This is a genomic window from Trichocoleus sp. Lan (assembly GCF_039961855.1).
Lineage (GTDB): Bacteria > Cyanobacteriota > Cyanobacteriia > Cyanobacteriales > FACHB-T130 > FACHB-T130.
The window spans coordinates 154193-176649 of record NZ_JAMPKA010000003.1; the positions used below are offsets into that span (position 1 = coordinate 154193).

A 22457-nucleotide genomic window follows, 5' to 3' on the forward strand; every position below is an offset into this window, starting at 1 on the left:
AATTCATCTAATTCGATTTTCAAAATCATCGATCAGTGCAACTGATCTTTTGTTTTATTTAGATCGAATATACTTATAATAAAGTAGTTGTTTTGTACATATTAAAGCCATAATATAGTAATTGTATTTGTCTGGCTACATAACAGTGTAGTTAGAGCGCAGAGGACAATGTCCTCTGCGCGAGTTCCAGGAAGATTTACTAAACCGGGGGAAATTAGGCTATAAAAATTCCAAACAAATTGCCAGTTTTCTCTTTTACTCGCGATTTTTGTATTTAAAGCGTAGTGGCTCGTTTAAAAAGCGATGTTCAGTAATCAAGTAAGGCTATAGATAAGTTTCCGCATAAAGCAATCGCGTGTTTTTTATAATCCTTAAAATTTATCAAAAGCTTTGATATTGCTCGTCTGTCATTCTGGGTGGAGAATAATGAGGGAAAACAGCTAAAAGCCAGAACCAGTCTATGACAGAGCCACGTTCAGCCAAGCCGACCGTGAAATTCGTGGATGATTACTGCCAATGGTATCAACCAATATTTCCAGAAGTCAGAAGTTTTGAAGCTTTTAAAAATCTGCATATCGGGATGCTAGCAGACATTAAGAGAAAATGGCTGGGTGCAATAGCGAGAGTAGCGGGGCTAGAGCAGGAAGAATCATTGCATCATTTTCTCACGGCATCTCCCTGGCAGGTAGAGCAGTTGAGAGAGCAACGATTAAAGCTAATCTTGCAAGTTCTAAAAGGACGAGAGATTATCTTAATATCAGATTTGATTGAGTAAGATTCCTCAACCGCTGCCCTGAATGCGATCGCCAGTCGGAAAAGTCGTTTAATAACGATATAGAAACAGATCGGACACCAGGGCATCATGCACGACGCGACAAGCATGACAGCCCTTTTTGACAAGCCACATGGCGGAATTAAGCAACTAAAGTTTAGCTCACTTTATTAACTTTATAATTGTGCTCGATCAATCCACTTGGGAAGTATGGGTATCTCAAACTCATCTAGTTTACTGATTAGCTTTATAGGATTTTTCTCAGCTATAAAAATTTTCCTGTGTTCTGAGCGAATAAATTTTTCCTCTGTTGCATGATCTAAAAAGCAGAGAAGGTTATCATAAAAGCCTTCAATATTTAAAAGCCCACATGCTTTTCTGTGGAATCCAAGCTGAGTCCATGTTGCCACCTCACAGAACTCCTCTAATGTTCCTAATCCTCCGGGTAAAGCAATAAAAGCATCAGATAAATCGGACATCAGTGATTTGCGCTCATGCATTGATTTTACAATTCTCAGCTCGCTCAACCCAGTATGTGCAACCTCTTGATCTACCAAAACTTGAGGAATTACTCCGACAACTTTCCCGCCAGCAGCAAGTGCAGAATTAGCGACAGCACCCATTAAACCTGTATTTCCTCCGCCATAGACAATTGTTATTTGGCGCTGTACCAGCTCAATGCATAGCTGTTGTGCAGCTTGAAGATAGCTATCACGAGTTCCCAGGTTTGAGCCGCAATAAATGCAAACACTTTTCAACATTTCTTAGCTCCTCCACACACTCACCCTGCTATACGACTTTATTTTTTGAACATTTTTAGTTAATTAGCACTACTCCCCCGTCTAGAAATTGAGCAGCATAACTATATTAAGTGTCAGATTCGCTGGATAGAATTATTTCTACCACATATTATCCAGTTAATCAGTAAATCTACGGGATAATTCCTACGCTTTAGCACACCATCAAGTTAAAGATGAAGAATTTCTCGCTATATCTATATGTATTGATATGTATTGCGATTGCATCAGTCTTCACTCAACCCATCCAACTTTGACTGAAAAGGGCGGACACGGATGCCCACCCTACATTTAACTGACCGAGAAAATTTGTGATTAGCGAGGCGTTTTATCTTCTTTAAAGGATGCCAGCCATTCGCGGACTTGCCCAGCCGCAACATCACGGCTACCCAACCCGAAAGCCAAGGCGATCGCTACTGCAATCGCTCCTAGTAACAAACCAAAAGCTAAGTTAACGATATCGCTAGCAATTCCCATCTGTTGCAGCGCCATTGCTGAAACCAGGGCGATAATCGCAATCCGAGCAGTTTGTCCGAGTATCCGCGCTTGGCGAGTACCGGAACTGGTAATCAAGTTAAAGGCGAGGTTAGCGAGATACAAACCAATCGCAAACACCACCAAACCAGCGAGAATTCGACCTAATATCACCACAATGCCGCTGACCAACAGAGTTAGCGCCGGAATTTGCAGAATATTAGTTGCTGCTACTGTCGCAAACAGCATAATGCCAACCAATACCACAATCCCGGCGAGTTCTGACGGGGTGCGGGTGGGAGGCGTCGGTTCCTGAAGGATAGTTTCTTGTCCGGTAGGCGGTATCTGTGCCTCTGGAGCCGGAGGTAGAATTGGCGTGGCGCGGGTGTAAGGCTTAGATTGGAGACCCAGCCAGTAGAAAATATTGTTGAATCCGATGCTGGTGAGGATGTTGGTGACTAACTCGGAAACAAAGTGTCCAACCACATAAGCGATGCCAAGAATCAACGCTGCGGTAAAGATTAGCGGAATCGCGTTGAGAATTTGGGTCAACATAGCGATCGCCGGAACCGAAATTGCCGCAATTCCCAAAGCATTGAGAGCAGCGATCGCAGTCGGGATTAAAATCAGAACAAAAACAATTGTCCCGATCAACCAGGAAAGCGTTTGTCCGCCGGTTGCCCGTGAAATTCCAAATCTTGCACCCAACCGATCCGTTCCGGTTGCCGTCAGCAGATTCGTCACAATCCGCCGCACCACCTGCGCCAGCAACCAACCTGCTGCACCGATGACGATAGCAGTCAAAATATTCGGTACTGCTGCCAAAATTTGATTTAGCAGGTTATTAACCGGACCCAGTGCTTGCTGTAGCTGTAGGGCATCTAAGATCAGCGGCAGAAATAGCAAAAAGATAAACCAGTACAGAGCATTCCCTAAGGTGTCGCTCAGAGAATACTGGTTTGTTCTTGGGGTGGTCGTACCCCCCACTTGCTCGCCCGACTGGTTTGTTCTTGGGGTCGGAGTCCCTGCTTGCTCGCCCAAACGTTCGTCTAACCGTAGCGCCCGCAGTCCCCGCGTCACCACTAGCTTTGTCAAGGTTGCCAGTACCCAGGCAATTCCTAAGAGAATCGCTGCACTGACCAGTTTGGGGATGAACTGAGTAACTTGCTCTAACAGAGTGTTAAGAGGGCCAGCAACCGCTGTTAGTTTTAACGTCTGTAAACTAGCAACGATGGCAAAGAGCATAATCAGCCAAAACACCACGCTGGAGATCCATTTCTCCACAGGCGGCCCATCTTCAGCCCCTTGGCGACCCGTAATCCATGCTGCTAAACGATTATCGATGTCCGTGCGATTCAGCAGTCCTCGCACCGCCGCCGCCGCTAGTGAAGCCACGATCAAGCCAACGACTAACGCTAGGATTGCCTTAATCAGATCCACTAGCGAATTGCCTAGGTTGAGACCCAGCCCTGAGATAATACTGTCAACCGAAAAATTATTGGTTGCGGGAGCGGTTTCAGCCGCCGGTACGGGTGTACTCTGCGCTAACAACCCGTTCAACCTGAGTGGCACCTCTCGAAAGAGAGTGAGTGTAATTCCTTGCCAAGTTCCATTCATGGTGTTCTGAGTTAACGTCGGATGGGCAAATATACAAAAGTTACGCTGCTAAGCAGGAATCGCCAAGACTTATCCTACACGCCGATCAATTCTCTAGCTGCTGATTGGAAAATAAAAAACTGACTAAAACAGGATGAGATAGATATAGACCAACGTTCTCAGTTTTTAATCTATCTTTATAGATAAATAAGGCGAAAAAATCGCAAATATCCGACTTTTAGCGGTGCTTCCCGATTTGCGTTTCTGTAGCGTTCGCTTCCAGTAAGTCTGTATAGTATGTCTCCTACTGAAGTTTTCGAGCAATCTATCCAAATCAATGCTAGTGCAACGGTGGTTGAGCGCTGCATTACCGATCGTGTCTTAATGCATCGATGGCTGAATCCGGCGTTGCGGTGCGAACCCGTCGGAGAGTGGCGAACAGATGTGGGGAGTCAAAGTCGGTTTATTATTCAAATTCCCTTATTGCAACCCACGCTCGAAACGGTAGTTGTGGAGCGAGAACCAGGGCTAATTGTCTGGGGATTTGAAGGATTTTTTAAAGGACGCGATCGCTGGGAATGTCAGTCAGAGGCAACGGGAAAGGGCACGCGCCTGCTGAATCGCTTTGAGTTTGAAATTCCCAGTCCTTTCGTGCGTTGGGGTTTTAATACCTTCGCCGCTGCCTTTACGAAAGCCGATATGCAAGCTCAATTGCGACGTCTCAAGCGAGTGGCAGAGGAGATGGATCGCTAAAGGCTAATAGATATCTTGTTCGATTTGTGTCAGTAACTGGCGAATCACGCCAGCATCCTCCGCATTGGGAAGTATCGCCAGATAAATGTTTAAATCTTGGGATGCCTCTGACCAGCGACCCATTTGGAAGTAGAGAAGACCGCGATCGCGCAATTCCATCGGTGCGTCTGGGAACAACAGCAAAATCCGTTCCACTGTGGCGAGTGCTTTTTGCAACTCCTGCCGGTTCAGGTAAATCATTTTCAGATTCGTCAGCATCCGGGTCAAAAAGCGCCGAGAACTCACGGGTTCTACGAAAGTCGCTTGCAGTTGCACTGACTGTTGGTAAATCTTCGCAAGTCTATCTCTGCAATCTTGCTCAAACAGAATCTCGCCGCGATGGAAGGCATCCACAAAGATTCCCACATCCTCAAACTGCGGGCGAATCAGGAAATGCCCCGGCATCCCCACCCCAACCATCGGAAAATCAATGCGTCGTGCAATTTCTAAATAAACTAGCGCTAGGGCGATCGGGATGCCAGTGCGCCGATCGATTACATCATTTAAAAAGCTATTGCGGGGATCGTAATAGTTCTCGTTATTTCCCGTAAAACCTAAGTCGTCGTAAAGATATTGATTGATAGTTTGAATCACCCGCAGGGGATATCGTTGGGCAGGTAGGCGTTCTTGTACCTCCGCTGCCATTGTATCGAGGGCATTGAGGTATTCATCCGGGTCGAGGTCTGGATATTCTTCCTGAGCAATGTCCAGAGCAGCTTTTGCCAGATTAATTTGCTCATCTGGCTGATTAATTTCCTGATAAAAGGATAGGCGACCCAGTGGCAAGTTCATGGCAATTCAATTGTTTAGCGAATACTCTTCCTCTGATTGTAGAAAACAACGTGCTATCTCGCTTACAACTAAAGGATAATTAGCAAGTCATCCGTGCTAGCAGGCTAACTACAAATCGGTGAGCAGCCTTGCCTTTCTAAGAATAAATGTTAGTACAGTTTCTTCTCTAGAAATAATCTCTGCGGCAATTTCCATCCCTGGCTGAATCGGATAGGGGCGATCGCCTTTGATCAGATTTATTTTTTCTGGCTGGATGGTTACTTCGTAGGAGGGCGGAACCGCAGGAGCGTTGGCGTTATTATTTTCAGGCGCGATCGCATCGGGTGTGATCGCGCTCACTTTTCCGGAGAGAGTTCCATAATCGGGATAGGGATAGGCAGAAACCCGCATTTGTACCTTTTGCCCAACCGCCACTTTCCCGATATCCTGAGCCGCTACCCGCGCTTTCACGATGAGTGGGGTGTTGCTGGGAGCAATTTGAGCAATTGGTTCGGCTGCACGCACCACCTGAGAGGCATTTCGCAGTTCTAGTTTGAGGATGGTGCCAGATGCTGGGGCACGGATCGTACTTTTTTGCAGTTCCATCCCGATTTGTTTAAATTCATAAGTGTCGCTGTTGAGTTGATTTTGGATTTCTATTTGACGCTGAATCAAGGTTTTTCGTTCTTTGTTCAATGTTGCTAAGGTAGATTCACCCGTTGCTCTTTCTTGAGCGATTCGCTCGTTGGCAATTGCTACGGGTGCCGCACTGGGATTTAGCGTGGCTTTTGCCCGTTGTAGTCTCGCTTGCGCGGCTTTGAAAGCTTCTTCTTTTTCCTTGATTTGCAGTTGAGCGATCGCGCCCGTATTTGCTAGCTGTTGATATTGATTCATCTGCACCCTTGCTAAATCCACAGATGCCTGTGCTTCTTGCACTTCTGCCTTCGTTGTAATTTGCTTTTCTTGATAGTCTCGTTGATTGCGACCCAGATCCGCTTGCGCTGAGGCAATGTTGCGATTCATCAAGTTCCACTCTGCCTTTTGCTGGCTGTCAAGGGCACTGATTTGAGCTGCGATTTGACTCAGTTGCTGTTGGTTATTCTGGATATTGCCTTTCAGTTGGCTTTTTTTCGTCTGGAGTTGGGAATTATCCAAGATAGCGATCGCATCCCCTTGTTTCACGACCTGATTTTCTTTCACAGAGATGCTTTTAATCGTTCCTTCTGTTGCAGCTTGCACGATTCGCAGCTCACCTATAGGACGCACAACGGCAGCAGCTTTAACAGTAATGTTGTACTGCGTATAAGCGGCAAGCATCACAGCTACCCCAAAAGTACCGACTAAAAACAATCCCCCTAGCGTTGTCCATCGGCTGATGGGAGGAAGAAATTCGTCGCTAGAGACTGGGCGGAGAAAGTCGGGGTTGCTGTCACTAAGCATGATTGTCCCATTCAATGAATGAGTGTTCTCTACTATGATTGCATTTACTTTAAATAAAATTTAATTTCTTTGCCATCGTTTAAAATTTGAGCAGTTAATCGCTTTTTCTTAGCGCAGCCTGTTGTCTGAAATTTACACAATACTTTTTGTTGATTTTTTAAAATTATTAAATTAATTAGGAGTCGCATTGGTTGAAAGCGTGTTTGTTTTGATGTAAAACCTTACCTCAGAGGGGTACGGTCATTTATGCTACCGAGTAAAACTCTAATTAGTTAACAACAATACACTTGAAAATTTAGGAGGATTTTATGCCCCATCCCTTTGCTCTAGCGCTTTCCGAACTGGAAACGGTGGAGTTCAATCTTCTAGAAGAACTCACGGATGAGGAAGCTGCCACCATTACAGGCGGTTTTCACACACCCACGACACCTGGCAGCATACCGATTGGAGGGAATGTTGTCACTCCACTGGAAGTTAACGATGAGGGTGGGTATTTTATCACCCTGTGGCTTGGTGAAGAAGGTGGTTATGTAACGATCCCAGCGACACTCCCTGAAGACGGAGGCAACGGACTGCAATAACCTTATTGAAAGTAATGTCCGATTAACTTTTTTTCCTGAAATCATTGATTATTAAGGCGAAATTGAGCTGGTTCTTCAGGCAGAATCAATGGAATTGTGGCACTTTTTAAAGAAAAGCCGCAATTCTATATTCTTTTGTAAGTAGTCTCTAGAGCAGTTTTGCTCTATCGCATCTTTTTTATTTTGCCTGAAGGACGGAAATGAAATCTGCAAGGCATCAAAAACGTGTTTTGGAAGAAATTTTCTGTGTTGAGAATCTTTTATTCAAAGATTATTATCAGCAATCAATTGTTCAAAGGGATGCGATGCTCGCCTTGCGATCGCTCTTTTCAAAAATGCTGCGTTTATTACTTGATGGCAAAGAAAAACTCGTGGCTTGAGCCTGGGTTTGGTCAACCATGAAAAAACCCACCCTAATTTTAAAATAGGGGGGTTGCTATGTGGTTTAACTGAATAGTTGCAGCGAATAAATTGACAATTTAACTGCTAGTAACTGTTAAATTTCCTCCAGTTCCAGTCAAAGTTCCATCCACGATTGATATTGTTGCTGGTTCTGTTAGTTGAGCTGTATAGCTGGTATCGTCAATCGTGAAACTGATGTTAAATGGACTGAGATTGAGAGTGCCATTGGGAATCTCAGCCTTCAAATCGTCAAAGTCAAAACTGAATAAATCTAAACCTCCAGCCACTGCCTCTTGTTCCTGTTCGGATAGTTCTGCAAACAGGGATTGGTCTTGAGGTTGCATTGGTTGGTTGTTTGCACCTACAGTCATGATGTTGCCCTCAAAATAAACTTTGAAGCGTTGGAAACTTGTGCCGTGCTTAAAACTTACGTAAATAAAAACAGCTTTTCCTCCCACTTTTGGGAGATTAGCATTTGATACCGTTGGTTGTAATAATGCAGTCGGCTTTGTGTGCGTAGTCGGTATGGGCAACTTTTCGCGATCGCTTCTAACCAGCGAAGTCAACGAACTGGATGACGCCTCGCTGTCCATTGGTTAACCATTGAGGATCTTCAGCAGAAAGTGTTTTTATCTGAGTTGGCTGTAAACCTGCCACCAGTTCCGATTTGAGCGTGCGGAGTGCTACCAACGGCGCTGGGAAGTAGCACGCAATGTCTTGAAAAGGGGTGGTAAAGTCCCACTGGCGATTGCCTAAACAGCGGCGGTAGTTAGCATCTCCTTTAACAAAAATTAGGCTGGCGGGTGCTAACTCTTGTCGCAAAGCTTCGGGCATTTCCCAGAAAGGCAAGGGCATTGTCCAAAATAAATCGTCATAGCATCGCAAACGACCGGAAGCGATCGCGTCTTGCAAGCGCAGAGAAAGCGATCGCACTTCTCGATCAATGTCAGCAGCCAAAACCTCTAAAGTGTGGTGCAGATCCTGAATGGTCGCATCTGAGACGAAGATAGGATACCGCTTCAGGTGCAGGGAAATCTCAGCCGCCTGAGTGGTTAGCAGAAAATCTGCCAAGCACAAATCGCAGACGAGTTCAAAACCAGCATTATCGACGATGAAGTCAATTCTTCCCCCATCAAGGCTGGCAATCCTGTCCGCAATGATGGGTGTATCATCGACCAAAATATGAGCCTCTTCGTGCTGAATTTCCTGACGGCTGCGATCGCTTTCTCCAGCCTCAATAGGCCAAAGGCTGAGATCGGCGCGGTTGCCCCACAGTGAAAAATAGAGCAGTGGGATTAAACGAGTATGGCGATCGCTTGTATGATACCCAATCCTAGCGGCGATTGCCCGGATTGAATCCATTGCCGTTTCTAAACCCAAGCGTTTTTGCAATCCGTAGGGATCGACGCCTTGGCTCGATCCTGGCAGAAAGTAATTGGTTGCTTCCACAATCCGCCGGAAAAAGTATAACTCTGCAAATAACCAGGGAATGTCTATCCAACGCTTCCCCAGAAAAGGAGCCAAATATGTTGTCCACGCAGCCAAATCTGGGCCATTGTCATCTTTGAGCGATCGCACGATCCCATTTGGCAATTCCCGGATCAAGGTTTCCAGGTTGTCTACAATCGATGCTGGAAAGTCGTTTTCAGCAATTACTCGCTGCGCGATCGCAGGCATTCGCTTCAGAAGCGTCATGTTTGCAAACGAACCTTCCTCGGACATCATCAGCGGTGGAGGAAGCGGTAATCGAGGCTGTAAAATCTGCTGTGACATTAGGCGATAGCGCTTTTTATCATGTGTCGAAAGTAATTCTACTTAAGCAGCCAAGCAATTTTATTGACTCTGAAATCTGGTTACATAAAGCGCATCAAGCCAAAACCCTCAACCTTGAGAACTCTTGCCGATTAGGATGGATTGGGAGCATCTTTTGCAAATATCCATGAGCCTAACCGAACAGATTCTATCTCAGGTACCGGGAAATCCTCTCCTCGGACTGCGTAAAGCCGATAGCCTTTGGCAAGCCATCAAGGAAGACACTACACCGATTCCGATGGTGGTGAAAGAAAGCCAAGAGCCGCTAGGAAGCGTAGACTGGGATGCAATAATCTGCGGCGGCACTTTGGGAATTTTAATCGGTGCTGCATTAGCTCAGTTGGGGTGGCGAGTTGCCTTGATTGAAAGAGGAATCTTGCGCGGTAGAGATCAAGAGTGGAATATCTCCCGCCAAGAGTTAGAAGTATTTTTAGAGCTGAATCTACTAACTGAAGCGGAATTAGAGCAAGCGATCGCAACCGAGTATAATCCCGCCCGCGTCAGTTTTTTAGGAGGTTCTGACGTATGGGTGCGCGATGTCCTGAATATCGGCGTCGATCCGGTTTTTCTGCTAGACACGCTCAAATCAAAGTTTCTGGCTGCTGGCGGACAGTTGTTTGAAAACACTCCCTTTGAAGGGGCAGTGGTTCACCCGGATGGCGTCAAGGTGGAAGCATCCAGTGGCATGAAAACACGGTTGTTAATCGATGCGATGGGACATTTCTCTCCGATTGTTCAGCAAGCGCGACAGGGAGAAAAACCGGAAGGCGTCTGCTTAGTCGTGGGTAGTTGCGCCAAAGGCTTTCCTCACAACGAAACCGGCGATCTGATCGCAACTTTCACATCGATTCAAAATCAATGCCAATACTTTTGGGAAGCTTTCCCAGCACGAGATGGCAGAACGACTTATCTATTTACTTACCTGGATGCTCACCCCAGTCGTCCCAGTTTAGAGTTCTTCTTTGAAGAATACCTGCGCCTGTTGCCCGAATATCAAGGCGTAGAAGTGTCCCAACTGCAATTTCAACGGGTGCTATTTGGCTTCTTTCCCTCTTACCGCAACTCATTAAAGATGCCTTGGAGTCGCATTCTGCCCGTAGGAGATAGCAGTGGCAACCAATCTCCCGTCAGCTTTGGCGGGTTTGGGGGGATGGTGCGGCACCTGAAACGGTTAACAGGAGGCATTCACGAGGCTTTACAAATAGATGCTCTTAATAAGAATGCTTTGGCACTTTTGCAACCTTATCAGCCGAATATCGCTGTAACCTGGCTGTTTCAAAAAACAATGGGCGTGGGAATCGAGCAAAAAGTTGACCCAAATCAAATCAACCAGTTGCTTTCTAGCGTATTTCAAGCGATGGAACAGCTGGGAGATGAGGTATTACGCCCATTTTTACAAGATGTCGTCCAGTTTCCCTCCTTATCAAAAACCCTGTTAAAAACAGCCGTCACTTACCCCGGATTAGTGGCTCGAATTATTCCCTTAGTGGGAATCCCGATGCTTCTAGATTGGATGGTTCACTACCTAAACTTGGGAATTTACACGGCTTTATATCCTCTAGCAACCGCCCTGCAACCGTGGACGAAGACGTTACCGCCACTGCCTCGATACTACTGCGATCGCTTCCTCCAAGCTTGGAAATATGGCTCCGGAGGCGATTATAGAAGCCTGAAGAATCTAGGGTGAAGCCCTTCGGTAAGGGTAAAAGAAACCATAGAGGCAAGCATGATGAAGCCTAAAAGAGGAAATTTTACACTTGATACTTCACGCTTGAGACTTCATCCTTTATCCTTAGGTAAACTCTGGCATCGCTTGAGCATTACCAGCAAGTTTACTTGGGCAGTTGTGGCGCTGCTGCTGCTGATTACACAAGTCGCGATGACGAGCTGGCTGTCGCTGAATGCAGTGGTGCGAGAGACAGAAGCGGCGATTCTCACCAGCATTGAGGTGCAGGCAAAAGTATTTCAGATGGATGCCGCCTTACAAGACGCCCGCCAACTGGAAAAAGACTTTTTTTTGAGCTGGCCTTCTATGGGATTTTCCAGCGCTAGCCAGGATTATGTCCAGGCGCATCGGGAGCAAATTGACAAAGCCCTGGATATCAGCAGCCAGTTGCAAGAGTTACTCAATGGTGGGAAGGTTAGCGATGCTTTGCGTCGGAGCAATCCGGAATTGGTGGCTTATGTAGAGCTTGTCGAGCGCTATGCTAGCAGCTTTAAAGAAGCTGTGGCGTTGGTGGGGACGCTGGGAATCGATGATGTGGGGGTGCTGGCGCGGTTAGAGCAAAATTCGCGGCTATTGCACGACACGCTGCAACTCTCTGCCAGTTCGGAGTTGATGATTTCATATCGGGAAATGCAGTCGGTGGAGAAAGAATATCTCTCCAACCGTCAGGAGGACAAAATCCAGGCGGTGTATGAGGCGGTGGAACGTTTGCGCCAGGGAATTCAACAAGCACCCCAACTCAATGCCACTCAGAAGGCGGCGGCGTGGGAGTATCTGAATGCTTACGAGTTAGCGATCCGAGAAATTATCAACCTCGACGCTCAAATTAGAAGCAAAATCAGCACTTTTGACGAGCAAGCGGCAAGTGTTTCCACTAAAGTAATTGGGTTGGCAAATGCTGACGTACAGCGATCGCGCCTTGAAATCGCCCGAACCAGCACGCTAGCTACGGTACTGCAAGCGATGACAGTATTGACGGCGGTGTTGCTATCTGGGGTGATTGCAAATATCTTCGCTACCGCTTTAAAAAATTTGCAAGCAGAACAGGAAAAATCTGAGCGTCTGCTGCTAAATATCTTTCCAGAAGTGATCGCTCATCGATTAAAACAGGAACAGCGCACGATTGCGGAAAACTTTGCCGATGTGACGGTATTGTTTGCTGACATTGTTGGTTTTACTGAGCTTTCGGCTCGGATTTCCCCAACTGATGTGGTTGAGTTGCTCAATCAGATTTTCTCAGCCTTCGATCGACTGGCAGATCGCCACGGTTTGGAGAAAATTAAGACAATTGGAGATGCTTATATGGTGGTAGGAGGACTGCCAATGCCTTCAGAAGATCACGCGGAAGCGATCGCGGAAATGGCACTGGATATGCTGGAGGAAATGACTTGCTTAAGTACCAAGATTGGCGAAGCGTTGTCTACTTCTCGCCCTCAACACTACACCATCCGAATTGGAATTAATACCGGTCCCGTCGTTGCAGGCGTTATTGGCACGAAAAAGTTTATCTATGATTTATGGGGCGATACGGTGAATATTGCTAGCCGTATGGAATCCCAAGGCATTGCGGGTTGCATTCAAGTGACAGGAGCAACTTATGAACGCTTACGGCATAAGTACCAGTTTCAGGAACGGGGAACTATCCAGGTAAAAGGTAAAGGGGAGATGAAAAGCTTTCTCCTCAAAGGCAGACATCAAGACGATTCACGATAGATGAATGGTACTGATATATAAGAGCCTTGAGATAAATCTCTCACCTTAAAGCTAAAGCTTAAAACAGGTTAAAAGCCTTTGTTTCCCCAGTATTTGGGCCAATTTCAACTGATTTTAGCTCTTATCCCTAACTTTAGTTCAGGGCTGAAGTCAGCGCGATTCCACTATAGATTTTTGTAGAAGACTTGCGATTCTCACGTTTTTCAGGACTGCGAACAAGCCAATCTCTAAATATTTCCGGCTCAACTCGAAAAAGCGAGGTTAAGGAATGTAGATCATCCCCAGTTTATTATTGAACCTCTCTTGGCTCTGAGTCAAAAGATCGCACCATGATTAAACAAGAATTTCAAACCACCCACTACTTTACCGTTTTAATGGGGCTGCTACGCGATCGCCAAGGATTTATGGAAGAAATTCGTCAAGGCGTAAGACTTCCCAGTAAAATCACCTCTCTACTCGTTTGTAGTTCCCTCTTTTTTGCCGCCTATGGCGCAATTATCGGTTCATCTCATAGCTTTTTACAAGCATTGTCCTCTGCTGTTAAACTTCCCTGCTTTTACTTAATCACGCTGATTCTTTGCTTGCCAACTTTATATTTTTTCAGCATTCTTTTTGGCTCAAGCAAAAGTATTGGACAGTATTTCGCCATGCTTCTAACTTCTGTCGCCGTGATTAGCGTTTTAGAATTTAGCTTGGCACCCGTAGCGCTAGTTTTTCTGTTGACCGCCCACAACTACCAATTTTTTGTATTGTTAAATGTGGGTATCTTTGCTCTCACCGGATTGACTGGCGTCACTTTCCTCTATCAGGGAATACAGTTTATGTCCGTACAAGATAGCGAAGCAGCACAAGAAACTCGTACCAGAGTTCTGAAATTTTGGTTAATTCTTTATGCTTTAGTTGGCTGTCAATTAGGTTGGACACTCAGACCCTTTTTTGGAACTCCTGGACAATTTGTATTGTTTCGACCGATGGAAGGGAATTTTTATCTGAGTATTTTCAAAGCAATTGGACACCTTCTAGGTTTTAATTAAAGCTGCACTCAAATAGCACTTGTCTACGTTCAGGATTGTCCATCCTACTTAGCTCGGTCTTAGCTAAAATATCGGAATTCTTGTTTGGAAGCAGTACATAAACCCACCCCTGCTCCTCCTCACTTTCAGAGAAGAGGTTAGGGGTGAGGTTACGAGTAGATATCGAAACAAAGTGAGAACTGCTATATATATCGATAGATAGTTGATAGTTGTAATTTCTGTAGTAAGTCGTTACTGTTTTTAAGGAAAAAACTTCGGCTAGATAATATTAACAAGTGATTCTGGCTCACGATTAATATCAGAAAATGATGCGATCGCTTGCAGGATCGCGCTTAATTCACAGAAACTTCATTTAAAGCCCCTAAATTATAAATTTAGGGTAAAGGATTATTTCATCGGTGATAATACTGATAGCAATATCCTCAGATCAGCGGTGAAATCTACTCATTTCAGTAGCGAAGCTACAGTTCGTTGAATTTGGATATTTGAGTGTAGGGTAGGGAACACGGACATTTTGCACCTTACTCTGGGAACTGGGAAGGCAACAATCCATCCACCCCTCGTTTCTAAGCGTCAGCCTAGAGAACGAGAGGAATCAAGGCAGAGCTTTGATTTGGTAGGTGCAAGATGTAAAGTATCTGGAATCAGGATTGATTAGGAATTCGAGAGTTCCTAGTGTCATGCATCGGCTTTATGAGATGTATGAGAGCGATCGCTTCCAGTTATGAAGTTTTTAGAAGCTTTGTCTCGCCCCTGTAAGGTGTTGCAGGTTTGTTAAGCGATGAACGTTTTTGGAAGTGGTAGGTAGGAGAAACAGGTAGCAATGACAATTAAAAATCCCGCAACTACTAATTTTTTCTGTCTTCTGTCTTAAGTACCATCCAAAATCTCCTAAGCCAATTTTGGCGTTAAAGCTCAAAGACAACCTGCATTCTCATGCTAGTCCAACCCGCAAAAAAATTATAAACATCGGCTTTTTACTTACGAGATGGTCATCAAAGGAAACAAACTCATGAAAAAAACTCTAGCCGCCCTTACTGTTGGCTTTACCTTAGCGATGGGAGCCACTTCTGCTAACGCCGTTCCTCTTTACGACGGCGTATCGCAGCCAAATCAAACGCCCGCTCAACAAGGATGGGAATATAAAGAAAATGCTTTTAAGTCTCCTGTACCGACTGCAACGCCTTCCACTGAAGGCACTATTTTGAATACGGGTAATACTAGTAATCAAGCAGGCTACTTCAAAGTATCGCCAGTGCTGCTTGACCGCAGTACCGGATATAGCATCAGTTTCAACGTCAAGGTGAGTTCAGAAACTCACCTCAACAACAATCGTGCAGGCTTCAGTCTGATTGTGATGAGCAATGGCGTCTCTGGTGAAACGCAACCTTATGGGCTGGAATTAGGTTTCTGGCAAAATAGCATCTGGGCGCAAAACGTTGGCTTTACTCAAGGCGAGAAAGTAACTTTCAACGTCCAGAAAACAATGAATAACTATGTATTGTATGTAAAAGACAACCAGTATCAACTGTTTATGAACGGTTCTACCTTTCCTGTTTTGCAAGGCAATCTGCGTCAATATACCGGATTTACACCGCCTCCCGGATATCTCAACCCTTACACAACTTCCAACCTGATTTTCTTAGGCGACAACACGACATCCGCTACTGCGAACGTTACCATAAAAAGCCTCTCCGCATCCTCTGCCAGCAATGTTAACCTCACCAATGCCTCTGTAAAATAATCATTTCACTTTAGGGAATCAAAAAGTCCAAATGAGCGCCAGTTTGGGCTTGTAGCTCCTCCAGAGAACCTTGCAATTTCAAGCGACCTTGCTCCAGAAAAACAATCCAATCAGCTCGATTAATTACTCTGGGGCGGTGGCTAATTAAAATGGTGGTTCTGCCTTGGCGGTGAGACAGCAACTGCTCTAAAACTTGCGCTTCGCTCACCGGATCGAGTCCCCCCGTGGATTCATCTAAAATCAGAACTGGCGGCTCGTTTACAATCGCCCTGGCAATTGCTAATCGTTGCCGCTGTCCGCCAGAAATATTTGCCCCGAATTCACCCAAAACGGTTTGATATTTGTCGGGTAGCTTGCTGATAAATTCATCTGCACCCGCAATCTGGCAAGCTCTCACAATCTGCTCAAATGCAACGTGCGGGGAACCTAAGCGGAAGTTTTCCACAATTGAGCGACTCCAAAAGTGAGGCTCTTGGGGAACGAGAATCACCTGTTGTCGCAAGCAATCAAGTGATAAATCTTGCAGATTATAGATGCCAATGCGGAGATTTCCAGAATGTGGTGAATATAATCCAGCGATTAATTTTGCTAGGGTGCTTTTACCACAACCAGATTTACCAATGAGTGCAATAACTTTTCCTCCAGGAATGGTTAGCGAAAAATCTTCTAAAAGGTCAGTTCTGCCAGCGTGGTGGAAGTTGAGATTTGTGGAAATAATATCTGCATCTCCCGGAATTTTAGCAAAGGGTCTTTTGTCATCAACTGGATTTTCTGGTGTAGAGTCAATTACTTCCGTAAGACGTTGGGTGGCGGTTTGAACGCGAGTGAGTTCATCGACAAATCCCACGACTGCCCCAATAAACGCTAGAAAGTTTCCATTCATGCCGTTAAAAGCTAACAGTTGCCCAATAGTTAATTCTTTATTAATCACCAAGCTACTGCCAAACCAAAGTAAAATGACGCTACCAATACTAGAAACTAATCCAGAAAAGGTACTGTTGATAATGACAATTTGAATTGTCCGGAAGGTGATATTAGCAAGGCGACCGAAGCGACTCTGAAATTCTTCCCAAAATTGCGGTGCAGATGTAGTCGTTTTGAGCGTCAGTGCCCCTTTAAAAGTTTCAACTAAAATGCCTTGATTTTCTGCTTCTAAGACTAATAAGCTCCGAGTTTTTTGTTGCAGTGTCGGCAGGAAAATAATTGTGGAAATTGTCATAACAACAGCAATGCACACAGCAACACTTGTTAGTTTGATGCTGTAGAACAACATCAAACTAAAAGAAACGATGGCAATAAATAGCTGGCTCGGCAAGCTGACAACGACTTGAGAAACTAACTGATTAATTTCTTGAATATCTCGCAAGCGGCTGACAATTTCGCCACTGCGACGAGCTTCATAATAGGAAAGCGGCAAACGCAAAATTGCTCTGCCAAATTCTAAAACTAAGCCTAATTGGAGCCGTTGAGAAAAATGGGCGATTAGGTTAGATTGCACCAGTCTGAGGCTACTGGATACAACATTCATCACCATAACAGCAGTCACGACACCCGTTAGTAGCTGGGTATCCCCCCGAACCAGCACATCATCGGTGAGGATTTGGATGAGGAAGGGGGATGTCAGGGAAAGCAACCCCAAGACAAGGTTAATGATAAATGCCTCAGCCAGAATCCCTCGGTAAGCCCAGACGGGTTTAAAGAAACGCCCAAAACCGCCAACTTTATCATCAACTTGGGCAAAAAAGCGGGCGGAGTCTGGCTCTAGTAACAGCATGATGCCATTTGTCCAGCCTGCCGCTAGCTCGTTTTTAGTGAGGTAACGGATGCCGGCAGCGGGATCGGCGATCGCATATTTTTTCCGGTGTTGCCCGTATAAAACAACCCAGTGGTAGCCTTTCCAGTGAATGACGGCTGGTAGCGGTGCTTGCTTCAATTTGTCAAGAATCTGTGGTGAAGCTTTCACTGCTCTAGCATTAAAACCGAGTGCTTCTGCACCCCGCCGGAGTCCTAGCAATGTGGTTCCTAGCTGTCCAGTGCCTACGGCTTCACGGATGCGGTTGAGCGTAAAAGTCCGCCCGTGGTGTTTCGCGATCGCAGCAAGACAAGCTGCTCCGCAGTCTTCTTCACTGTGTTGTAAGACATGCTCGTACTTCATGCTTAACTCATGCCATAGTGTCAGGATTTATGCGGTTCGGTAACTAACACACTATAGGCGCACTATAGACAAAATCTAATGGTCAACTTGAACGGTTGATAGAGTTAGGAGGCGCTCAAAAGCAGTCACTACAAGAAGATCGTGGCTGCTTCCTTTTGACATTCGTGACCGCCTCAGTCAGTTTTCGCAACGAGCATCAATCACAAAGCAGCAGATAAGAGACGCATATTTGGGTTTTCATCAACCCAGCTCAACGATGGGAGCGATCGCTCCAAAGCGAAAATCTCAATCAAGACGCAAGTAACCACATTTACATAACTTGTCATGAATGTTTGATAACCCCTTAGTCAAACATTTCTGCAATTATGGCGTTTGGATCTAATATGAGGCGTCTGAGCAATACCAGCTTTTTTAAAAGTTTCCTGTCTAGTTACCTTAAATCAGATACTTTAAAGCAAAAAATTATTAATTATTTACAAGCCGATATTGCCTAGCTATAACTACTTTAGTCTACTATTAAGAATTTAACAAATAATCCCAATAATTTTTATCAGAATTAATACACAAAACTCAATGAAATTGCTTGTTTTAAATGTCTTGCCTCTATCTTGAGATTGATGCTAACTCAGTATTTAAGTCGCAATATATACAATATCGTGAGTTCAATAGAAGAAGACTCTGCAAGCCTTTAAACAAAACCTTTAGTGGCTTTTGCTAAAAAGTTTTCTCTAGCTTTGAAACCCTAGAATGCTTACACAAATTTTAATACTTTTTAGGAAAAACTAACTCTTCTTAAGAGGAAATAAGGAGGGTATTCCTGAAGATTTTTCTTTAAATAAGCCTTCTACCAAGCGGATCGAGAAAATTTTACTAGCAAAAAAGAAAAAAATGGTCTAACCCTAGACTTGGAGAGCTTTTTGCCTAAAACGTTAGGGATTAAAGCTTAGATCCGACAAGGATTGCTGTTGGGTTTGCAGGCTATTATTCGCGCGACTCTTTCCAAATGAGCATTCATTGGAGTTTAAGGTGAAACGAGTAGCGATCGCATTGAGTCTTTTTAGTCTAGCTAGTAGCGCTCTTGTGAGTTGCACGTCAGCTCCCCAGAACGCTCAAAACAGCCAACAAAATAGTTCAGAACTTTCATCCGTTGCTGTCACAGTCCGCGATCTCGGCAACCCCTTCTTTGTACAAGTTGGTAAGGGTGCAGAGGCGGCAGCTAAGAGAATTGGCGGTGCGGACGTTAGCACAACGCTCGTCTCTAGCGGGGACGATTTAAATCAGCAATTTAATCAAATCGAAAATTTCATTGCCTCAGATGTCAGCATGATTATACTTAATGCTGCTGACAGTAAGGGGATTTTTGCAGCGGTTGAAAAAGCTAAACAAGCAGGAATTCCAATCATTGCAGTTGATACTGCCGCTGAAGGAGGTGTTGATGCCACTGTTACCTCTAATAACGTGCAAGCAGGTGAAGTAAGTTGTCAATACATTGCCGATCGGTTGAAGGGTCAAGGCAATGTTGTAATTATCAACGGCCCTCCTGTTGCTTCAGTCGTTGAGCGAGTCCAAGGATGTCTGAGCGTATTTTCCAAATATCCCAATATCAAGATCCTTTCAAAAGATCAGAATGCAGAAGGTAGCCGTGATGGGGGATTGAGAGTCATGAGCGATTTGCTCACATCCTTCCCAAAAATTGATGCCGTTTTTGCAATTAATGACCCTTGTGGGATTGGTGCGGAGCTAGCTGCTACCCAAGCACAACGGAAAGAGTTCTTTATTGTTGGCGTCGATGGCGCACCCGAAGCTCTAGATGCGCTCAAGCAGGAAAATAGTTTATTTGTTGCGACTGCGGCTCAAGACCCCTTTCGCATGGCAGCCAAGGCAGTTGAGGTCGGGAATGACATTATCAAAGGGAACAAGCCTGCCAATCCAGACATTCTCATTCCAGTCACGTTGGTTACTCGTGAAAACGTGAATCAGCATAAAGGCTGGACAAGTGAATAACCAAGTTTTTGTCGTTAATTGCACCAATTTATGACTTGATAATCCATCAATTTGAATCGTATTTTCACAAACATTACAGGGATTTCTGATGGCAAGTAGCACTCAACCCTCAATAAAAACTAAACCCGTACTCGAAATGCAAGGAATTACAAAAACCTTTAATGGTTTCACCGCCTTGCATGATGTAAATCTCACTATTTATCCTGGGGAAGTTCATGCCCTTATGGGTGAAAATGGTGCAGGCAAGAGTACGCTGATGAAAATCCTGGCTGGAGCCTATATAGCCGATGCAGGGGAAATCAGAATTGACGGTCAAGCTGTTAAGATGACAGACCCAGGTCAAGCCAGAGATTTGGGTATAGCCATTATTTATCAAGAGCTTAATCTCGCCCCAAATCTGACCGTTGCTGAAAACATTTTTATGGGGAGCGAACTTAAGAAAGGAGGCACCTTCATTGACCGAGACGGAATGCGGCATCAAGCATCTGAGGTATTGAGAAACCTCGACGCGAGTTTTGATGCGGGCGACCTGGTTTCAACCCTTTCCATTGCAGAACAGCAGCAAGTTGAAATTGCTAGGGCGCTCAAACACAAGAGCCGCATTCTAGTAATGGATGAGCCGACAGCAGCGCTTTCAGACCGAGAGACAGAGAAACTTTTTGAGGTTGTTCGCCGCTTGCGGAATGAAGGGATTGCGATTATTTACATTAGCCATCGGATGGAAGAGATTTATGCGCTTGCTGACCGCGTTAGCGTGATTCGAGATGGCGGGTATATAGGCTCTCTGGAGAGGAGTGAAATTTCCGCCCCTCGCTTAGTAGAAATGATGGTGGGTCGTTCTTTACAGGATTTATACGAACATAAGCGTCAAACCCATCCTGGCTCAGTAGTCCTTGAGGTAAAGAATTTAAGTGATGGGCGCAAGGTAAAATCTGCGAGTTTTAAACTGCATGCTGGGGAAATTGTTGGTTTAGCAGGCTTGGTTGGCGCAGGCAGAACTGAAATTGCTCGTCTTATTTTTGGTGCTGACCGAAAGGCTAGCGGTGAAATAAAGCTGGAAGGTCGTTCTCTCAATATCTCGACACCCGATGATGCAATTAAAGCGGGAATTGCCTATGTCCCAGAAGATCGTAAGGATCTCGGTCTATTTCTGGAGATAAGTTCTGGTGAAAATATCACTATGAATGTTCTTGGACGAGAGGCAACCTCTGGCATCATCAACTCAAAATCCCTTTTTAAAATTGTGGCTGATGCCGTTAGCAACTTAGGGATTCGTCTTGCCAGCCCAAGCATCAGGGCAATGGATTTATCTGGGGGAAATCAGCAGAAGTTATTGCTAGCCCGTTGGTTGGCAATTAATCCCAAGGTACTTTTGCTCGATGAACCTACGCGCGGCGTTGACATCGGCGCGAAAAGCGAAATTTATCGAATTATTAGCGATCTGGCAGCAAAAGGTGTAGCCATTTTGATGATTTCCAGCGAACTGCCGGAAATCGTGGGAATGAGCGATCGCGTCTTGGTGATGCGTGCGGGAAGCCTGGTTGGTGAAGTAGGCGGCTCAACTGGGGAAGCAATTACACAAGAGAACATCATGGGTTATGCCACAGGGGCAAGAGAGGTAGCAAAATCATGAGTCAAACAGAAGTAAGAACCACCAGAAATGGAACGAGCGATCGCTCTAAAGCGAGTAATCGTCAAGCTTGGAAAAATTTCATTCAGGTTGCTGGTATCCTACCGATTTTGGTTGCAATCTGTATAATTTTTTCAATTGTTACGCCAAGCTTTCTTTCGCCCGGAAATCTGATTAATGTCATTCGGCAAGCATCGATCAATATCGTGCTAGCGACCGGGATGACATTTGTCATTTTGACCGGAGGAATTGACCTTTCTGTGGGGTCAATTTTGGGCGTGACAGCAGTTGTCGGGGTGCTTGTCTCGTTGATCCCAGGTCTTGGTTTACTTGCCATACCAGCCGCCCTATTAGCGGGATTAGGGTTAGGCTTACTAAATGGGTCGTTGATTGCCTATTTAGGTTTGCCACCTTTTATCGTCACGCTTGGTTCTTATACAGCCTTGCGGGGTGTTGCTTACTTAGTTGCTAATGGCACAACCGTTCTAAATCGAAATCTAAATTTTGCTTGGATAGGTAACAATTATCTTGGCCCCATTCCCTGGCTAGTTGTGATTGCTTTGCTTGCCGTTGTAGCGAGTTGGTTTGTTTTAAGACGGACAGTATTAGGAAGGCATATTTACGCCGTAGGCGGTAACATACGAGCAGCACGGCTGACAGGAATTAAGGTAAGTCGGGTGCTGTTATTTGTTTATGGTGTAAGTGGGTTGCTTTCCGGTTTAGGCGGAGTGATGAGCGCCTCGCGTCTCTACAGTGCGACGGGTATGTTAGGTCAAGGCTACGAACTTGATGCGATCGCTGCCGTAATTTTGGGAGGAACTAGCTTCACGGGTGGCATTGGCACCATCTGGGGGACTTTACTCGGTGCCTTAATTATTGCCCTCCTCAACAATGGATTAACCCTGATGAACGTGTCATTTTTCTGGCAGTTGGTTGTTAAAGGTCTTGTGATCATTATCGCCGTGACGATTGACAAACTTCGCACCCGCACTAGCGCTGCGTAAGCGTTGAGCT

General features: G+C 45.2%; 18 protein-coding genes and 1 pseudogene. 11 read left to right on the forward strand and 8 right to left on the reverse strand.

Features of this window, described 5'->3' with window-relative positions; translation table 11 throughout:
- Nucleotides 1-460 precede the first annotated feature (460 nt).
- Nucleotides 461-763: pseudogene (locus tag NDA03_RS03715) on the forward strand (transposase); the annotation flags it as partial.
- Between the two features lie 185 nt (nucleotides 764-948).
- Here NDA03_RS03715 and NDA03_RS03720 read toward each other — a convergent pair.
- Both NDA03_RS03720 and NDA03_RS03725 read right to left on the reverse strand, forming a co-directional pair.
- Complete coding sequence (locus tag NDA03_RS03720) at nucleotides 949-1533, reverse strand: TIGR00730 family Rossman fold protein (RefSeq protein WP_348237326.1); 585 nt, start codon at nucleotides 1531-1533, stop codon at nucleotides 949-951.
- A 351-nt stretch (nucleotides 1534-1884) separates the two neighbouring features.
- Nucleotides 1885-3660 carry a mechanosensitive ion channel gene (locus NDA03_RS03725; RefSeq protein WP_348237327.1) on the reverse strand — a complete coding sequence of 592 codons (1776 nt, stop codon included), beginning with the start codon at nucleotides 3658-3660 and terminating at the stop codon, nucleotides 1885-1887.
- A 276-nt stretch (nucleotides 3661-3936) separates the two neighbouring features.
- Between NDA03_RS03725 and NDA03_RS03730 the strand changes: the two genes are divergently transcribed.
- Complete coding sequence (locus NDA03_RS03730; RefSeq protein WP_190527197.1) at nucleotides 3937-4392, forward strand: SRPBCC family protein; 456 nt, start codon at nucleotides 3937-3939, stop codon at nucleotides 4390-4392.
- Nucleotides 4393-4395: 3 nt separating this feature from the next.
- Here NDA03_RS03730 and NDA03_RS03735 read toward each other — a convergent pair whose 3' ends face one another.
- Together NDA03_RS03735 and NDA03_RS03740 are read right to left on the reverse strand one after the other, a co-directional pair.
- Entirely contained in the window at nucleotides 4396-5223 is an 828-nt protein-coding gene (locus tag NDA03_RS03735) for a SirB1 family protein (protein WP_190440549.1), read from the reverse strand.
- A gap of 108 nt (nucleotides 5224-5331) precedes the next feature.
- Complete coding sequence (locus tag NDA03_RS03740; protein ID WP_348237328.1) at nucleotides 5332-6642, reverse strand: HlyD family efflux transporter periplasmic adaptor subunit; 1311 nt, start codon at nucleotides 6640-6642, stop codon at nucleotides 5332-5334.
- A gap of 308 nt (nucleotides 6643-6950) precedes the next feature.
- Here NDA03_RS03740 and NDA03_RS03745 point away from each other — a divergent pair, with 308 nt between their 5' ends.
- A complete protein-coding gene (locus NDA03_RS03745; protein ID WP_348237329.1) occupies nucleotides 6951-7223 on the forward strand; it encodes a hypothetical protein in 273 nt (90 codons plus the stop codon).
- Between the two features lie 200 nt (nucleotides 7224-7423).
- Complete coding sequence (locus NDA03_RS03750; RefSeq protein WP_190410006.1) at nucleotides 7424-7603, forward strand: hypothetical protein; 180 nt, start codon at nucleotides 7424-7426, stop codon at nucleotides 7601-7603.
- A 99-nt stretch (nucleotides 7604-7702) separates the two neighbouring features.
- Here NDA03_RS03750 and NDA03_RS03755 read toward each other — a convergent pair whose 3' ends face one another.
- Complete coding sequence (locus tag NDA03_RS03755; protein WP_190410007.1) at nucleotides 7703-7996, reverse strand: hypothetical protein; 294 nt, start codon at nucleotides 7994-7996, stop codon at nucleotides 7703-7705.
- A 178-nt stretch (nucleotides 7997-8174) separates the two neighbouring features.
- On the reverse strand, nucleotides 8175-9398 hold the full coding sequence (locus NDA03_RS03760; RefSeq protein WP_348237330.1) for a damage-control phosphatase ARMT1 family protein: 1224 nt from the start codon (nucleotides 9396-9398) through the stop codon (nucleotides 8175-8177).
- Between the two features lie 166 nt (nucleotides 9399-9564).
- On the opposite strand from NDA03_RS03760, the gene NDA03_RS03765 reads away from it, so the two are divergent.
- From NDA03_RS03765 to NDA03_RS03780, 4 genes are all read left to right on the forward strand, one after another.
- Nucleotides 9565-11124 carry an FAD-dependent oxidoreductase gene (locus NDA03_RS03765; protein WP_348237331.1) on the forward strand — a complete coding sequence of 520 codons (1560 nt, stop codon included), beginning with the start codon at nucleotides 9565-9567 and terminating at the stop codon, nucleotides 11122-11124.
- Nucleotides 11125-11163: 39 nt separating this feature from the next.
- Nucleotides 11164-12876, forward strand: coding sequence for an adenylate/guanylate cyclase domain-containing protein (locus NDA03_RS03770; protein ID WP_348237333.1), 1713 nt, complete (start codon nucleotides 11164-11166; stop codon nucleotides 12874-12876).
- Between the two features lie 329 nt (nucleotides 12877-13205).
- Nucleotides 13206-13910, forward strand: coding sequence for an actin-binding WH2 domain-containing protein (locus NDA03_RS03775; protein ID WP_190410010.1), 705 nt, complete (start codon nucleotides 13206-13208; stop codon nucleotides 13908-13910).
- Nucleotides 13911-14922: 1012 nt separating this feature from the next.
- Nucleotides 14923-15654 (forward strand): hypothetical protein, encoded by a 732-nt coding sequence (locus NDA03_RS03780; RefSeq protein WP_348237335.1) that lies wholly within the window; start codon nucleotides 14923-14925, stop codon nucleotides 15652-15654.
- A gap of 10 nt (nucleotides 15655-15664) precedes the next feature.
- Here NDA03_RS03780 and NDA03_RS03785 read toward each other — a convergent pair whose 3' ends face one another.
- A complete protein-coding gene (locus NDA03_RS03785) occupies nucleotides 15665-17809 on the reverse strand; it encodes a peptidase domain-containing ABC transporter (RefSeq protein ID WP_348237336.1) in 2145 nt (714 codons plus the stop codon).
- Nucleotides 17810-18009: 200 nt separating this feature from the next.
- Complete coding sequence (locus NDA03_RS03790; RefSeq protein WP_277879374.1) at nucleotides 18010-18135, reverse strand: hypothetical protein; 126 nt, start codon at nucleotides 18133-18135, stop codon at nucleotides 18010-18012.
- A 700-nt stretch (nucleotides 18136-18835) separates the two neighbouring features.
- On the opposite strand from NDA03_RS03790, the gene NDA03_RS03795 reads away from it, so the two are divergent.
- The 3 genes from NDA03_RS03795 to NDA03_RS03805 all read left to right on the forward strand — a co-directional run bounded on the left by NDA03_RS03795 (nucleotide 18836) and on the right by NDA03_RS03805 (nucleotide 22447).
- Nucleotides 18836-19813, forward strand: coding sequence for an ABC transporter substrate-binding protein (locus NDA03_RS03795; RefSeq protein WP_348237337.1), 978 nt, complete (start codon nucleotides 18836-18838; stop codon nucleotides 19811-19813).
- A gap of 88 nt (nucleotides 19814-19901) precedes the next feature.
- Nucleotides 19902-21446, forward strand: a complete 1545-nt coding sequence (locus NDA03_RS03800; RefSeq protein ID WP_190527183.1) for a sugar ABC transporter ATP-binding protein — start codon at nucleotides 19902-19904, stop codon at nucleotides 21444-21446.
- Nucleotides 21443-22447 (forward strand): ribose ABC transporter permease, encoded by a 1005-nt coding sequence (locus NDA03_RS03805; RefSeq protein WP_190440522.1) that lies wholly within the window; start codon nucleotides 21443-21445, stop codon nucleotides 22445-22447. Before NDA03_RS03800 ends, NDA03_RS03805 begins: the two co-directional genes overlap by 4 nt.
- Nucleotides 22448-22457 lie beyond the last annotated feature (10 nt).

Excerpts from the sequence above, each read along its gene's own strand:
- NDA03_RS03800 (WP_190527183.1), top strand. The coding sequence starts at position 19,902 with ATGGCAAGTAGCACTCAACCCTCAATAAAAACTAAACCCGTACTCGAA.
- NDA03_RS03775 (WP_190410010.1), top strand. The coding sequence starts at position 13,206 with ATGATTAAACAAGAATTTCAAACCACCCACTACTTTACCGTTTTAATG.
- NDA03_RS03755 (WP_190410007.1), bottom strand. The coding sequence starts at position 7,996 with ATGACTGTAGGTGCAAACAACCAACCAATGCAACCTCAAGACCAATCC.
- NDA03_RS03760 (WP_348237330.1), bottom strand. The coding sequence starts at position 9,398 with ATGTCACAGCAGATTTTACAGCCTCGATTACCGCTTCCTCCACCGCTG.
- NDA03_RS03780 (WP_348237335.1), top strand. The coding sequence starts at position 14,923 with ATGAAAAAAACTCTAGCCGCCCTTACTGTTGGCTTTACCTTAGCGATG.
- NDA03_RS03765 (WP_348237331.1), top strand. The coding sequence starts at position 9,565 with ATGAGCCTAACCGAACAGATTCTATCTCAGGTACCGGGAAATCCTCTC.
- NDA03_RS03745 (WP_348237329.1), top strand. The coding sequence starts at position 6,951 with ATGCCCCATCCCTTTGCTCTAGCGCTTTCCGAACTGGAAACGGTGGAG.
- NDA03_RS03750 (WP_190410006.1), top strand. The coding sequence starts at position 7,424 with ATGAAATCTGCAAGGCATCAAAAACGTGTTTTGGAAGAAATTTTCTGT.
- NDA03_RS03740 (WP_348237328.1), bottom strand. The coding sequence starts at position 6,642 with ATGCTTAGTGACAGCAACCCCGACTTTCTCCGCCCAGTCTCTAGCGAC.
- NDA03_RS03730 (WP_190527197.1), top strand. The coding sequence starts at position 3,937 with ATGTCTCCTACTGAAGTTTTCGAGCAATCTATCCAAATCAATGCTAGT.
- NDA03_RS03725 (WP_348237327.1), bottom strand. The coding sequence starts at position 3,660 with ATGAATGGAACTTGGCAAGGAATTACACTCACTCTCTTTCGAGAGGTG.
- NDA03_RS03790 (WP_277879374.1), bottom strand. The coding sequence starts at position 18,135 with ATGACAAGTTATGTAAATGTGGTTACTTGCGTCTTGATTGAGATTTTC.
- NDA03_RS03805 (WP_190440522.1), top strand. The coding sequence starts at position 21,443 with ATGAGTCAAACAGAAGTAAGAACCACCAGAAATGGAACGAGCGATCGC.
- NDA03_RS03785 (WP_348237336.1), bottom strand. The coding sequence starts at position 17,809 with ATGAAGTACGAGCATGTCTTACAACACAGTGAAGAAGACTGCGGAGCA.
- NDA03_RS03770 (WP_348237333.1), top strand. The coding sequence starts at position 11,164 with ATGATGAAGCCTAAAAGAGGAAATTTTACACTTGATACTTCACGCTTG.
- NDA03_RS03720 (WP_348237326.1), bottom strand. The coding sequence starts at position 1,533 with ATGTTGAAAAGTGTTTGCATTTATTGCGGCTCAAACCTGGGAACTCGT.
- NDA03_RS03735 (WP_190440549.1), bottom strand. The coding sequence starts at position 5,223 with ATGAACTTGCCACTGGGTCGCCTATCCTTTTATCAGGAAATTAATCAG.